12 protein-coding genes are annotated in these 13,851 nt (G+C 68.0%); 2 read left to right on the top strand and 10 right to left on the bottom strand.

Going from position 1 to position 13,851, the window contains the following annotated elements:
- Positions 1-178 precede the first annotated feature (178 nt).
- From CFB52_RS19785 to CFB52_RS19770, 4 genes are all read right to left on the bottom strand, one after another.
- On the bottom strand, positions 179-1,015 hold the full coding sequence (locus tag CFB52_RS19785; RefSeq protein WP_059583143.1) for an ABC transporter permease: 837 nt from the start codon (positions 1,013-1,015) through the stop codon (positions 179-181).
- Positions 1,016-1,052: 37 nt separating this feature from the next.
- Positions 1,053-2,327 (bottom strand): ABC transporter permease, encoded by a 1,275-nt coding sequence (locus CFB52_RS19780; RefSeq protein ID WP_099317242.1) that lies wholly within the window; start codon positions 2,325-2,327, stop codon positions 1,053-1,055.
- Positions 2,328-2,429: 102 nt separating this feature from the next.
- Positions 2,430-3,476, bottom strand: a complete 1,047-nt coding sequence (locus tag CFB52_RS19775) for an ABC transporter substrate-binding protein (RefSeq protein ID WP_060967745.1) — start codon at positions 3,474-3,476, stop codon at positions 2,430-2,432.
- Between the two features lie 76 nt (positions 3,477-3,552).
- Positions 3,553-4,659 (bottom strand): ABC transporter ATP-binding protein, encoded by a 1,107-nt coding sequence (locus CFB52_RS19770; protein ID WP_099317241.1) that lies wholly within the window; start codon positions 4,657-4,659, stop codon positions 3,553-3,555.
- Between the two features lie 107 nt (positions 4,660-4,766).
- Between CFB52_RS19770 and CFB52_RS19765 the strand changes: the two genes are divergently transcribed.
- Positions 4,767-6,287 (top strand): PLP-dependent aminotransferase family protein, encoded by a 1,521-nt coding sequence (locus CFB52_RS19765; protein ID WP_059639156.1) that lies wholly within the window; start codon positions 4,767-4,769, stop codon positions 6,285-6,287.
- Between the two features lie 27 nt (positions 6,288-6,314).
- On the opposite strand, the gene CFB52_RS19760 is transcribed toward CFB52_RS19765, so the two are convergent.
- The 5 genes from CFB52_RS19760 to CFB52_RS19735 form a co-directional block, all read right to left on the bottom strand.
- A complete protein-coding gene (locus tag CFB52_RS19760; RefSeq protein ID WP_099317240.1) occupies positions 6,315-7,349 on the bottom strand; it encodes a lipase secretion chaperone in 1,035 nt (344 codons plus the stop codon).
- A gap of 3 nt (positions 7,350-7,352) precedes the next feature.
- A complete protein-coding gene (locus CFB52_RS19755) occupies positions 7,353-8,447 on the bottom strand; it encodes a triacylglycerol lipase (protein WP_060311245.1) in 1,095 nt (364 codons plus the stop codon).
- A 221-nt stretch (positions 8,448-8,668) separates the two neighbouring features.
- Positions 8,669-10,801, bottom strand: coding sequence for a TonB-dependent copper receptor (locus CFB52_RS19750; protein ID WP_099317239.1), 2,133 nt, complete (start codon positions 10,799-10,801; stop codon positions 8,669-8,671).
- Positions 10,802-10,884: 83 nt separating this feature from the next.
- A complete protein-coding gene (locus CFB52_RS19740; protein ID WP_099317238.1) occupies positions 10,885-11,253 on the bottom strand; it encodes a DUF2946 domain-containing protein in 369 nt (122 codons plus the stop codon).
- A 156-nt stretch (positions 11,254-11,409) separates the two neighbouring features.
- On the bottom strand, positions 11,410-11,946 hold the full coding sequence (locus CFB52_RS19735; RefSeq protein WP_059582855.1) for a cytochrome b: 537 nt from the start codon (positions 11,944-11,946) through the stop codon (positions 11,410-11,412).
- A 224-nt stretch (positions 11,947-12,170) separates the two neighbouring features.
- Between CFB52_RS19735 and CFB52_RS19730 the strand changes: the two genes are divergently transcribed.
- Positions 12,171-12,809 (top strand): Pr6Pr family membrane protein, encoded by a 639-nt coding sequence (locus CFB52_RS19730; RefSeq protein WP_059583144.1) that lies wholly within the window; start codon positions 12,171-12,173, stop codon positions 12,807-12,809.
- Between the two features lie 66 nt (positions 12,810-12,875).
- On the opposite strand, the gene CFB52_RS19725 is transcribed toward CFB52_RS19730, so the two are convergent.
- On the bottom strand, positions 12,876-13,610 hold the full coding sequence (locus tag CFB52_RS19725; RefSeq protein WP_059582858.1) for a peptidoglycan DD-metalloendopeptidase family protein: 735 nt from the start codon (positions 13,608-13,610) through the stop codon (positions 12,876-12,878).
- Positions 13,611-13,851 lie beyond the last annotated feature (241 nt).

Here is a 13,851-nt window from a genome sequence, read left to right as displayed (position 1 = left end):
AACGCGCGGCACCGCGAGCCGTATTGTTGCAGAGCCGCATCGAACGTGCAGGCGGCCGCCTCGTCAGTCAGCGAAACGAAAGATTCGGCGCGCCGCGGCGGGCGCGCGGCATCGATGCAGACGCAACGACCCGCGCACTCGCGGCCCCGCCGGACGGCACGCGGCCGGCCGCCGCTATTTACGACACCGCACGCCGCGCATTGCGGCCGCGCAGCCATTCGAGCGCGAGCAGCAAACTCGTCGAGAAAATGATCAGGATCGTCGCGAGCGCGGCGATCGTCGGGCTGATGTTCTCGCGAATGCCCGTGAACATCTGGCGCGGCAGCGTCGTCTGGTCCGCGCCCGCGAGAAACAGCGTGACGACCACTTCGTCGAACGACGTCGCGAACGCGAACAGCGCGCCCGACATCACGCCCGGCGCGATCACCGGCAGCGTCACGCGGAAGAAGGTCGACACCGGATTCGCGCCGAGCGACAGGCTCGCGCGCACGAGATTCTGGTTGAAGCCCTGCAGCGTCGCGGCCACCGTCGTCACGACGAACGGCACGCCGAGCGCCGCGTGCGCGGCGATCAGCCCCGTGTAGGTATTCGCGAGCCCGAGCGGTGCGAAGAACAGGTACATGCCGACGCCGACCACGACGACGGGCACGATCATCGGCGACAGCAGCACGGCCATCAGCAGCGCCTTGCCGCGGAAGTCGGCCTTGGTCAGGCCGATGGCCGCGAGCGTGCCGAGCACGGTCGCGACGACGGTCGCCGACGGCGCGACGATGAAGCTGTTCTTCGCGGCCATCCGCCACTCGTCCGACGCGATCAGGTTCTCGTACCAGCGCGTGGAAAAGCCTGGAATCGGATACACGAGGAACGTGCTCGACGAGAACGACAGCGGCACGATCGCGAGCACCGGCAGGATCAGGTACAGCAGCGTCAGCACGACGAGCACGCGCAACGCGACGTACCACGCGCGCTCGACGAACGACATGTGCGGCGCGAACAGCGGCCTGGCGAGTTTCATGGTCGGCATCCCCTTCCCGTTTTCCTGTGCCCGGCGCTCAGCCGAGGCTCACGTTCGAGCGCGTGAAGCGCCCGTACACCGCATACAGCACGAGCGTCGCCGCGAGCAGCAGCCCGCCGAGCGCACACGCCATGCCCCAGTTGATCGTCACGTTCGTGAAGTACGCGACGTAGTAGCTGACCATCTGGTCGTTCGGCCCGCCGAGCAGCGCGGGCGTGATGTAGTAGCCGATCGCGAGGATGAACACGAGCAGCGCTCCCGCGCCGACGCCCGGATACGTCTGCGGCACGTACACGCGCCAGAACGCGGCGAACGGATGGCTGCCGAGCGACACGGCCGCACGCTGGTAGGTCGGCGGAATCGACTTCATCACGCTGTAGAGCGGCAGGATCATGAACGGCAGCAGGATGTGCGTCATCGAGATGTACACGCCGACGCGGTTGAACAGCAGCGTGAGCGGATGCGAGATCAGCCCGCTGCCGATCAGCGCCGTGTTGATGAGCCCTTCGCTCTGCAGCAGCACGATCCATGCGGCGACGCGCACCAGCACGGACGTCCAGAACGGAATCAGCACGAGGATCATCACGAGGTTCGCGCGCCGTTCCGACAGCGTCGAGATCCAGTACGCGAGCGGATAGCCGAGCAGCAGCGCGAACAGCGTGACGGCGATGCCGATCACGAACGTGCGCCCGAAGATCGCGAGGTAGATCGACTGATCGGGATCGGCCTGCACGATATGGCCGAAGCCGTCCTGCTTGTGGTCGAGCGCGGCGAGCAGATAGAACGGCGACACCTGGCTGCCGTTCTTCGCGATCGCCTGCCAGTACGCGGGCTCGCCCCAGCGCGCATCGAGATCGATGAATTTCGCGCGCGCCTGCGCGGGCGTCAGCGCCGCGTCGCCCGCGTTACCGTCGCCCTTGAACGGCATCGCGCGCGCCGTCTTCGCGACGAGCGAGCGATAGCCGGGAATCTCGGTGTTCAGGCGCCGTGCGAGCGCGCCCATCGCCTCGCTGTCGGCCACCTTCGTCATGTCGGCCGCGAGCGCGACATACGCGGCGTCCGCCGGCGGCGTCTTGCGGTCCCAGCCCGACAACGCGGCGACCGTGTTCGGCAACGCGGTCGCGATTTCCGGGTTCTGCACCGCGCGCGTGAGCAGCGTGCCGATCGGCACGACGAAGATCAGCAGCAGGAAAATCGCGAGCGGCGCGACCAGCAGCAGCGCCATCGTGCGCTTGCGCGCCTCGGCGGCCTTCAGCTCGCGCTTGAGCGCGGCGGTCGACGGCGAGGAAGGCGCGATCGTGATCGTATTCAACGGTTCTCTCCGGCCGGGCACGTTCCGGCGGAAGGCCGCGCGACGGGTTCGACGCGTCGCGCGGCCGGTTGCATCACGGCATCCTTCAGGATGCCCGACCGGTTACTTCGTTGCCCACGCGGCGAAGCGCTGTTCGAGCTCGTCGCTGTGGTCGGTCCAGAAGCCGATGTCCTCCAGTACCGCGTTCTTGCCGTTGGCCGGCGAGTTCGGCAGGTTCGCGAGCGTCTTCGCGTCGAGCGACTTGATCGCCGCGACGTTCGTCGGGCCGTACGCGATATGCTGTGCATACGCCTGCTGCGGCTTCGGCGTCAGCGTGTACGCGATGTACTGCTCGGCGAGCGCCTTGTTCGGCGAACCCTTCGGAATCGCCCAGTAGTCGAGGTCGTAGATGCTGCCGTTCCATACGACCTTCAGGTTCTTGCCTTCCTTCTGCGCGGCGTCGATGCGGCCGTTGTACGCGGTCGACATCACGACGTCGCCGGCCACCAGGAACTGCGGCGGCTGCGCGCCCGCTTCCCACCACTGGATGTACGGCTTCAGCTCGTCGAGCTTCTTGAACGCGCGATCCTGGCCGGCCTTCGTGCCGAGCACCTTGTAGACGTCCTTCGTCGCGACGCCGTCGGCCATCAGCGCGAATTCGAGGTTGTAGCGCGCGCCCTTGCGCATCCCGCGCTTGCCGGGGAATTTCTTCACGTTCCAGAAATCGGCCCAGCCGGTCGGCGCGGTCTTCAGCTTGTCCGCGTTGTACGACAGCGCGGTCGACCATACGAAGAAGCCGACGCCGCACACCTGCGGCGCTTCCGGAATCAGGTCGGATTTCTTCGCGATCTTCGACCAGTCGAGCTTCTCGTACAACCCTTCGTCGCAGCCGCGGTTCAGGTCGCCCGATTCGACTTCGACCACGTCCCAGTTGACGTGCTTGGCCTCGACCATCGCCTTCACCTTCGCCTGCTCGCCGTTGTATTCGACGGCCGTGACCTTGTTGCCGGTCGCCTTCTCGAACGGCTGGTTGAACGCGACCTTCTGCGCGTCGCCGTTCGCGCCGCCGAAGTTGACGACCGTGAGTTCGGCAGCGGCGGCCGATGCGCCGAACGCGACCAGCGCCAGCGCGAGCGCCGTGCGGCGCGCGGTAAAGCTTGCTCGTTTCATGATGGTTCCTCTCCTCTCGTGGTGGAAGTGGGCTTTGTTGTTGACGACGTGCTACGGGAAACCGGGTGAGCCATGCTCACGCGAACACGCGCAGGTGTTCGGGCGAGAACGCAAGCGAGACGGGTGCGCCGGGCGAGAACGCGTCGAGCGCGCCGGTGCCAAGCGGCACCTTCACGAAGCATTCGTCCTGGCCCGGCAGCGCGCAGCGCATGCGCACGTGATCGCCGAAATAGATGAGGCTGCGCGCCTCGCCGGTCACGCGGTTGGCGGCGGCGCCGTTCTGGTGACCGTTCGCGAGGCCGTTGGCGAGGCTCATGCGTTCGGGGCGGATGCACGCGACGGCCGCCGCGCCCTCGGCGGCTTCGCCGATATGGCGGCCGACGAGCTTCGTGCCGTCGTCGAGCCGGAACTCGCAGAATTCGCCGTCGACGCGCGCGATGGTGCCGCGCAGCCGGTTGCTGTCGCCGATGAAGTTCGCGACGAATTCGTTGCACGGCGATTCGTACAGGCGGTCGACGGTGTCGAGCTGCTGCACGATGCCCTTGTCGAACACGGCGACGCGATCGGACATCGTCAGCGCCTCGCCCTGGTCGTGCGTCACGTACACGAAGGTCACGCCGAGCTTTTCGTGCAGCGCCTTCAGTTCGTACTGCATGTGTTCGCGCAACTGCTTGTCGAGCGCGCCGAGCGGCTCGTCCATCAGCACCAGCTTCGGCTCGAACACGAGCGCGCGCGCCAGCGCGACGCGCTGCTGCTGGCCGCCCGACAGTTGCGCCGGATAGCGTTTCGCGAAGCGCTCCATCTGCACCATTTTCAGCGCATGCGCGACGCGCTCCGCACGCTCGCCGGCCGGCAGCTTGCGCACCGTCAGCGGATACGCGACGTTCTGCTCGACCGTCAGGTGCGGAAACAGCGCGTAGTTCTGGAACACCATGCCGATGTTGCGCTTGTGCGGCGGCACGTTGTTCAGCAGCTCGCCGTCGAGGCGGATCTCGCCGCCCGTCGGGAACTCGAAGCCCGCCAGCATCATCAGGCAGGTGGTCTTGCCCGAGCCGGACGGCCCGAGCAGCGTCAGGAATTCCCCTCGGTGGATGTCGAGGTCGAGCGATTTGACGACCAGCGTCTCGCCGTCGTAGGTCTTCCGCACGCCGCGAAAGCTGACGATTACATCATCGGACTTCATCGTGCTGTCCCCTGGTTCCGCGCCAATTGATTTTGAGATGCGAGCCACTATACGGCCCGCACGGTTCTATACTAGGGAACCATTTCAATATTCCTAGTAGGACCACTTTGGATACCGTGATCCTCGCCGACTGGCTGTCCGCCCGTCTGGACCGCAGCTCGTCCGAGCCGATGTACCGGCAACTGCTGCAACTGATGCAGCAGGCCATCCTGACCGGGGAATTGGGGCCAGGGACGAAGCTCCCGAGTTCGCGCACGCTCGCGGGCGACCTGTCGATCGCGCGCAATACCGTGCTGCACGTGTACGACCAGTTGACCGCCGAAGGCTACGTGCTGACGACCACCGGCAGCGGCACCTACGTGGCCGACACGCGGCCGGACGCCGCCGCGATCCGCGTACCGGGCGCCGCGCCGCCGTCAACGGCCGGCGAACTCCCGCCGCCCGACGCGCAGGGCAGCCTGTCGATGCGCGGGCGGCAATTGGTCGAGCATGCGGGCGTCTCGCGGCGCCAGTGGGGCGCCTTCATGCCGGGCGTGCCGGACGTGTCGGAATTCCCGAGCCGCACGTGGAGCCGCCTGCAGGCACGGCTGTGGAAGGAGGCCAATCCGGAGCTGCTGACCTATGCGCCGGGCGGCGGCTACCGCCCGCTGCGGCGCGCGCTCGCCGATTACCTGCGCGTCGCGCGCTCGGTCAAATGCTCGCCGGACCAGGTGATCATCACGACCGGCATCCATCAGTCGATCGATCTCGCGGTGCGGCTGCTGTCCGACATCGGCGATCGCGCGTGGGTCGAGGAGCCGTGCTACTGGGGCGTGCGCAGCGTCCTGCAGGCGGCCGGCCTCACGCTCGCGCCGGTGCCGGTCGACCAGGAAGGGCTCGACCCGCGCGCGAGCGACATGCAGCATCCGCCGCGGCTCGTGCTCGTCACGCCGTCGCACCAGTACCCGCTCGGGATGGTGATGAGCCTCGCGCGGCGCCGCATGCTGCTCGAATATGCGCGCCAGCACCGCTGCTGGATCATCGAGGACGACTACGACAGCGAATTCCGCTACGGCAGCCGCCCGCTCGCGTCGCTGCAGGGGCTCGACGACGGCGGCCGCGTAATCTACGTCGGCAGTCTCGGCAAGATGCTGTTTCCGGGGCTGCGGATGGGCTACATGGTCGTGCCCGAGCATCTGGTCGACACCTTCCGCACGGGGCTGTCGGAGTTGTACCGCGAAGGCCAGCTGATGCAGCAGGCCGTGCTGGCCGAATTCATCATGGACGGCCACCTCACGTCGCACGTCAGACGCATGCGCACGCTGTACGGCGAGCGCCGGCAACTGATGATCGACGCGATCCGCGCGCGCTTCGGCGACGCGCTGCCCGTGATGGGCGACGAGGCCGGCCTGCACCTGGTGCTCGGCCTGCCCGATGCGTGCGACGATCGCACGGTCACGCAGAGTGCATTCGACGCCGGCGTGATCGTGCGCCCGCTCACCAGCTACTACAGCAATGCCGACACCGCGCGGCAGGGTTTGCTGCTCGGCTATGCATGCGTCCCGCACGAAGGCATCCGGCCCGCGTTCGACACGCTCGCCCGTGCCATCGAGCAACATCTGCCACGCAACATCTCGCGCGCGGCATGACGCCCGCCGCGCGCGGCGGCGCGCGGATCAATGCGCGCTTCCCGCTCCACGATCGAGCGATGCCGCGCGCACGGCCTCGCCGGGCTTCGTAAACACGCGCTGCCGCAGCGCGGCGATCTGCGCGTCGCGATCCTGCGGCGACAGGCCGGCCGACTCGATCTGCGCACGCTGCGCCGCGTAGTCCGCGTAACGGCTCTGCCACGACGCGTCGTCCTGCTGCATCTGCGCGACGCGTGCGGCCGCCTCGGGGCCGAGGGTCTGCGTCAGTTGCGCGCGCATCGCGTCGGGCGTCGCGCCGCTCCTCTGCAATTGCGCGATCTGGTCGATCGCGGCGCGCTGCCGCTCCACCCGCTGCCGCGCCGCGCGTTCGTCGGCCGGCATCTGCTGCTCGAGCGCCGCGAGCCGCTCGGCCTTCTGCGCGTCCGTCAGTGAGCGATCCTGAACGATCTTCAATCGTGCGAGGTCGTAGCGCTGCCGCCACTGCTCCGCGCCGAAAAACGGCTGGCTCCAGTCGCCGAGCGTGCGGTACGCAAGCGACGCGCGCTGGTCGAGCGCGAGCTGCAACGCACCCGGGTCGGACTTGTCGACCGCGCCGGCATCGGGCAATTTGGCGAGCGCGTCGAGATACGCGCGATACCGGTGCCACACGTCGAGCGCCTCGGCCTGCGCGACCGTGCCGTCGAGCTGCGCGGCGATTTCGCGGACGACGAACGCGTCGAACGCGGCCGCGCTCAGGTCGCTCCGCGCGGTCAGGCAATAGTCGAAGAAATCGCGCACCGCGCGCGATTTCGCGAGATGGCCGCCTGCATCGAGCGGCAACCGCGGCGCGCTGGAGCCGGCGAGCGACGGCGGCAGGCCCGCCCTCGCCGGCGCGGCGGCCTGCGGTGCGGCCGTGGCTACGCCTCCGACCGCGGCCGCATCCTGCGCATCACTCGTCGCGCCCGTGCCTCGATGCGATCCCGCACCGCTCCACATCGCGACGCCGGCAATCGCCGCCAGCCCCACGACACCATAGATCGCAGCGCGCCGCGCGAGCGGCGCGCGCCCTTCACGTGCCGCCATCGATCACACGCCCGCGAGCTTCAACCGGTTCGCATGCGTGCGGATCACCGCGACCGGATCTTCCGCATACGCGCCGCGCACGCCGAGCAGCTGGTTGATCTCGTCGACATGGTTCCACTTGTAGCTCGTGCTCAGCACCTGGCCATACAGCGCGCTGCACTTCGACACGAGCCCGTCGTTCGGGCCCGAGCCGCGGTTGATCATCACCGTGCCCGTGCCGTACAGCGCGGGCGTCGACACGTCAAGCGCGTTCGCCGGATCGACGACCGGAATGGTGCTCGTGTCCGTCGCCCCCGTCACGCCGAGCACGGAAAGCGTCGGCTGGATCGCCGTGCCGGCCCACGAATACAGCAGATGCGTGTTGCCGCCGACGGTTTCCGTCGGCGCGCCGGTCTGGCAACTGCCGGGCGCGCCGAGGCCCGCGCTCGGATAGTTCTGGTTGTAGGTGGCCGCCTGCGCGGTCGTCAGCGTCTTCAGTGCGGCGAGGGCGTCCTGGTTCGTGTTGTGGCTGCTGCTCGTCAGGATCCCGAACACATTGACGAACGCGGCGATCACCGTCGACGACAATCCGGTCGGATCGTACGCGAGCACGCCCTGCACGAAGTCGGCGAACTCGGAGCCGCGATGCGGCGTGCCGATCGTCGTCACCGACGCGACGAGATCGGGCGCGACGGCCGCGACATAGCGCGACGTCAGCCCGCCCTGGCTGTGACCGACGAGATTGACCTTGGTCGCGCCGGTCGCGGCGAGCACCGTCTTCACGTAGGCCAGCAGCTGCTCGCCGCGCCCGTTCGGGCCGTCGTCGCTCTGGAAGCCCGACACGTTCGCGACGTAGACGGTCGCGCCATGCTGCTGCAGATCTTCCTGGATGCCGTACCAGTAGTCGAGTACGCCCGCATACTTGTCGGTGCCGGTCAGCCCGTGCACGAGAATGATCGGATAGCGCGTCGTCGCATAGTCGTCGGCGGGTGCGGTTGCCGCCATCGCCGTATGCGTCGTCGCGAGCGTCGTCAATGCGGTCGTCCCCGCGAACGGCGCGACGCTCATCGCGCATGCCACTGCCCCTGCCATTACCCTGGAACGCATCGATTTGGCCATGCATGTTCTCCTGGTTATTGTGCTGCCGGTGCGAATGACACCGGATCGACACGCACGCCGCATCGCGCGCGCCGCGTGTGTCGAATGCGGGAGTGAAGCACGACTCGCGAACGTTTGCGCCCCGACTAGATACGGTTCTCTAATCGGTTGACGCGCGCCGCCCGTTCGGGCGGTGCGGCGCCCAGGCACGCGCATGCTGCGACGCACACACGCGTGGCTCGCTACAGTTTCGCGCTCACGCGCACCCACGCGGTACGCCCCGGCTCCATCACCGGCGCATTCGCCGGATAGCCGAAGCCCGCGTTGCCGGCGAGGTTCAAATGCTCGGTGTAGGCCTTGTTCAGCACGTTGTCGACGCCGACGGAGATCTGCACGGTCTTGCTGACGTTGTACTGCGTATGCAGCGACAGCACGCCGAATCCTGCGCTCGGGCCGAAGTCCTTGCCGACCACGTTGCCCGCGTTCAGCGCATAGCGATGCTGCGGCGCAACGATGCGCCACAGGCCGCCCGCCGACCATGCACCGCGCGTGTATTCGAGCCCGATGCGCGCCTCGAGCGGCGGCATCTGCGGCAGCGGATCGCCGCTCGCCACGTTGCGCCCCCACGCATACGCGAGCGACGTCTCGACGCGCAGCGGCGCGACCGGCCGCCACGACACGCCGGCTTCGCCGCCCATGATCTGCGCATTGACGTTCGTGGCCTGCGTGGTCGCGCCCATCATGCCGGCTGCATAGTTGAACAGGATGAAGTCCTGTACGTAACCCGCATACGCGGACACCCACGCATCGAACCGGTCGCTCTTGTATTGCGCGCCGATATCGAGCTGCGTGGTCTTCTCCGGCTGCACCGCCGAGAATGCGTTGACCGAGCCGGCCGGCCCGCGCGTCGCGGAAAACAGTTCCCAGTAGTCCGGATAACGCTCCGCATGGCCGATCCCCGCGTACCACGTGACGGGCAGCGACGCGAGATCGCGCTCGTAGCGCACGAAGCCGCTCGGCAGCACCCTCGACCGGTCGTCGTCGAAAGTCGGGTTCGGCTTGCTCTTCATCATGCCGCTCGTCGTCGCGCGCTTGTCGCGTGCGCTCGCATAGTCGGCGCGCGCGCCGCCGATCACGCGCGACACATCGCTCGCATACCAGGTCAGCTCGCCGAACACGCCCGCGTTCCACATCGTCGCCTGCGCATTCCACGGCTGGTCGCGGTAGTTCTGCCGCCCCATCGCCGAACGCGAATCGAGCCGGTTCGATTGCGCATCGACGCCCGTGACGAGCTTGACGTCGTCGCCGAAGCGGAACGTCGCGGCCGCGCGCGCGCCGACCGTGCGGCGCCGCACGTCCGCGGCCATCCGCATCGGCATGCTGCTCGTCGGGTCAGGCTGCCGCAACGTGTAGTTGTCCATCACGTGATCGGCTTCGTTGTAGTACACGCGCGCCTCGATCCGGTCGAGCACGTCGCCAAGATGCCGCTTGTCGAACGACAGGCCGAACGTCTCGCGGCGAAAATGCGCACCGTCCATCCCGCGGCCGGCGTAGCGCGCATAGCCGTCGCCGGTGCCGGCGGTCAGCTCGACGCGCGTATGGTCGTCGGGCGTCCAGCCGAGCGCCGCATCGGCGTTCCACTTGTCCCACTGCGACGGCACGGTGTTGCCGTTACCGTCCTGGTAGTCCTGCGAATGCGCGTGGTTCGCGGTCACGCGGCCATAGACGTCCGGCGTGCCGGCGCTCAGGTCGACGTTCTGGTCGTTGCGGCCGAACGACCCGCCGACGAGGCTGCCGTCGAAGCGCATGCCGGGGCGCTCGAAACGCGGTGTCACACGTTCGAACAGCACGGTGCCGGCCGACGCGCCCGGACCGTACAGCACGGTCTGCGGCCCCTTCACGACGGTGACCTTGTCATAGCTTTCCGGTGCGATGTACGACGTCGGCGCATCCATCCGGTTCGGGCACGCGCCGAGCGTCGGTATCCCGTTCGCCAGGATGTTCAACCGCGACCCGAACATCCCGCGCAGCACGGGGTCGCCGTTCGTGCCGCCGCTGCGGATCGACGTGAAGCCGGGGATCGTCTTCAGGTAATCGGCGCCGTCGCTGGCGGGCAGCGGCTGGCGCGGCGCCTTCGGATCCGTGACGACGACGAGCGGCGTCGACAGCGGCGACGCGACGACTTCGACGGGCGGCAACAGCGCGGCCGCGTCGGCCGTCGCCGCGCCGGCAGCAGGCACGGTTTCGGCCGCGGCGGTGCTCGCGGCGAGCGCGCCGACGGCCAGCGCGGGAACGGTAAGTTTCAGCATGCGCGGCAGAGGCCGCGCACGGGCATTGCGGGGCGCCCGCGGCGCACGCAACTGGGAATGGGTCATGATCGAAAGCCCGAGTGACGCCCTCCACGCGGCCTTGGCGGGCCGCACGGATATCGGCGGTGATAGGAACGGAAAGAAACGCGTCAGGCGCGCTCGGGCGGTGCGCGCGGATAGGCGCGCGGATAGCGGTCGCTGTGCGCCGCGACGGCAGACGACGCGGCGGCGGCAACGGAAACGACGGGAATGGATTCGACCGACGCGGCGGCAGGCGCGCCGATCGCCGGGCTATGCGCGAAGAAAGCGCAGTAGCCGCACGCGTCGAGATGCAGCGCATGATCGTGCACGCCGCCCGCATCGGATGAACGATGCGCACCATGCTCGGTACTGCAGACGATCGCCTCGGGCGTGGCCGCCTGCGCGATACGCCACTGCGACACCAGCGGCGCCGCGATCGCGATCCAGATCGCGAGCAGGCCAAGCCAGGCAGTCAGGTGACGATGTCGGTACAGCATGGACGGCGACGCGTAAGCGGAACGTAAAAACAGCCGAGATGTTACAGAATGTTCAACGCGATGACCAGTGCGGACGACGGTAAACGAACCGGGGGCGCATGGTTGTCAACACAACCATGCGCCCCCCCCCATGCGATGCGGGCCGGCGGCGGATGATCAGGGCGCCATGCGCCGCAACACGTCGTCGCGCCGGATGAAGTGATGATAGAGCGCGGCCAGCGCATGCAGGCCGATCACGAAGTAGAACGCGTTGCCGATCAGCTCGTGCGCTTCCTTGATCGTCGGCCGCAGTGCCTTGTCGGGGCCGAACAGCGTAAACGACACGCCGAGCCAGTCGAGCGACACCGGCTTGCCGCCCATGTTGATCGTCATGATGCCGAGCAGCGGCTGCGCGATGATGAACGCATAAAGCGCGAAATGCGCGAGCTTCGACAGCCAGCGCAGCAGCGCCGCCTGCGCAACCGGTTCCGGCACGCGGCTGACGACGCGCCACAGCACGCGCAGCACCGACAGCACGAGGACGCACGTACCGGCCGTCACATGCACGTTCATCCAGAACGCGCGGCTGTCGCTGCCCTTCGGTCCGCGGATCTCGATGGCCAGATAGGCGAGCGCGACCAGCAGGAAGACGGCCCAGTGGAAGAAGATCGCGGGCGAGCTGTAGCGCGTCTGTTTCGCGAGGATGTTTTTCATGCTTCGTCTCGTGTCGTATTCGGGGAGAGGTGCGGGCCACCGGCCTGCGCCCGGCAAAGCTGTGACGATTGTAGCCGCACGGGCGTCCGGCTTTGCACGACGCGGTCAAATATCCGATCCATCGTCGACGCGCGCCGCACAATGGCCGCCCTATGGAAAATCCGCATCGCGCGCCCGGGCGGCTGTGGCACGATGAAGCTTTGGTGCGACGGCGCGCGGGCATCATGAGCAAGGCGTTCTTCGTTGCGGCCTACCGGCTGATCGCCGCGTTGCTCGCGGTGTCCACCACGCTGCACAGCGTCGCCGACTACTGGCGCCTGCCGGATTTTCATCTCGGCAACTACCTCAGCTACTTCACGCAACTGAGCAGCCTCTACGCGGCCGCGATGCTGGCCGCGGGGCTGTCGCGCATCGCGCGCCCCGGCTCCGCCCGCTACGAATCGATGCGCGGCGCGGCGGTGCTGTACGTGCTGATCACCGCGATCGTCTACGAGTTGCTGCTCGCGCGGCTCGATGCGCTGCGCCACGTCACGCCGCCGTTCAACAACTGGGTGCTGCACCGGATCGTGCCGCTCGTGGTGCTGTGCGACTGGCTGTATGTCGAACCGCGCTCGCCGATTCCGCGCCGCAGCGCGTTCGCGTGGCTCGGCTTTCCGGTCGTCTATCTCGGCTATACGCTCGTGCGCGGCGCGGTGGAGAACTGGTATCCGTATCCGTTCGTCGATCCGCGGCCGCACGGGTACCTGCCGGTCGCGATCCAGTGTTCGATGATCGCGCTCGGCGCGGCGGCGCTCGCGCTGGGCATTTGCTGGCTCGGGAATCATGCGAGACAGTCTGGCAGCGCGACGCTTAAGGAAGGATGAAGGCGGAAAAGAGGAAAGAAGCAGGAACGTGTGCGCCGCCCGGCGCACACGTGGCGATGCCGGCGATCAGCGGCCGTTGCGCGGCAGGAAGTTCATCGGATCGACGACCTTGCCGTTCTGGCGGACTTCGAACTCGAACGTCGAACGACCGCTCGCGTCGGTGCCCATTTCGGCGACCGGCTGACCCTGGCGCACCGCGTCGCCTTCGTTGACGAGCAGCTTGCCGTTGTGTCCGTAGGCCGTGATGAGCCCGTTGTCGTGCTTCAGGATCACGAGCGGACCGTACGCCTGGACGCCGGAGCCGGCATATACCACGCGCCCGTTCGCCGCGGCCCGCACCGAACGGTCGGGCCCGGATGCGGCGATCACGACGCCGCGCGTCTTGCCGGCCGAGAACGGCGTCGCGACGACACCCGTGGCCGGCCATGCGAGCGAGCCTGGCTGGGCGGCCGACGCGGGCGGCTGCCCGTACGAGGTCGCAGCCGGCGGCGGCGCGACCCGCAGCACCTGGCCGGGCGACACGGCATCGGTGGGCGCCATGTGGTTCCAGCTGGCGACGTCCTGCACGCGCTGCCCGTAGGCGCTCGCGATGCCCGCCAGCGTATCGCCCGGGTTCACGCGGTAATAGCCGGCGATCACGCCCGGCGTCGCCGCCGACGTGGACGCCGGCTGGCGGGCGGGCTGCCAGTTGTCGGTCCACGGCGTCATCGTGCAACCCGTCAGCGCGATGGCCGCGGCAACGAGCGCCGCCTGCGGCAGCCAGCGCGTGAGCGTGTCGTGGATGGGAATAGTTTCTCTCAAGGGTCCTCCCGGATTTGCGTCGTTGCGCCGCCCGCCGCCCTCCGGCGCGCGACGCACGATGTCCGGCCGAACGGCCGGATCAATCAGTATCCGACCGCTTGCGCGGCCGTCAGTTTCCACAGCGGAACGTCGACGCGAATGAGCTCACCGGCCCCTTTTTCGCGTCGTCCCGATCGGCAAAGATACCATTTGTCGCGGTCAAGGCCCCGACAGTTGCCCGACCCGGAAACAATCTTGCGGC

It is taken from the genome of Burkholderia sp. AU18528, assembly GCF_002223215.2.
GTDB classification, from domain to species: Bacteria; Pseudomonadota; Gammaproteobacteria; order Burkholderiales; family Burkholderiaceae; genus Burkholderia; species Burkholderia semiarida.
The sequence above is the reverse complement of the archived record's forward strand: the minus strand, read 5'-3'. Positions and strand labels throughout refer to the sequence as shown.

Excerpts from the sequence above, each read along its gene's own strand:
- CFB52_RS19750 (WP_099317239.1), bottom strand. The coding sequence starts at position 10,801 with ATGACCCATTCCCAGTTGCGTGCGCCGCGGGCGCCCCGCAATGCCCGT.
- CFB52_RS19775 (WP_060967745.1), bottom strand. The coding sequence starts at position 3,476 with ATGAAACGAGCAAGCTTTACCGCGCGCCGCACGGCGCTCGCGCTGGCG.
- CFB52_RS19785 (WP_059583143.1), bottom strand. The coding sequence starts at position 1,015 with ATGAAACTCGCCAGGCCGCTGTTCGCGCCGCACATGTCGTTCGTCGAG.
- CFB52_RS19770 (WP_099317241.1), bottom strand. The coding sequence starts at position 4,659 with ATGAAGTCCGATGATGTAATCGTCAGCTTTCGCGGCGTGCGGAAGACC.
- CFB52_RS19755 (WP_060311245.1), bottom strand. The coding sequence starts at position 8,447 with ATGGCCAAATCGATGCGTTCCAGGGTAATGGCAGGGGCAGTGGCATGC.
- CFB52_RS19735 (WP_059582855.1), bottom strand. The coding sequence starts at position 11,946 with ATGAAAAACATCCTCGCGAAACAGACGCGCTACAGCTCGCCCGCGATC.
- CFB52_RS19760 (WP_099317240.1), bottom strand. The coding sequence starts at position 7,349 with ATGGCGGCACGTGAAGGGCGCGCGCCGCTCGCGCGGCGCGCTGCGATC.
- CFB52_RS19740 (WP_099317238.1), bottom strand. The coding sequence starts at position 11,253 with ATGCTGTACCGACATCGTCACCTGACTGCCTGGCTTGGCCTGCTCGCG.
- CFB52_RS19730 (WP_059583144.1), top strand. The coding sequence starts at position 12,171 with ATGAGCAAGGCGTTCTTCGTTGCGGCCTACCGGCTGATCGCCGCGTTG.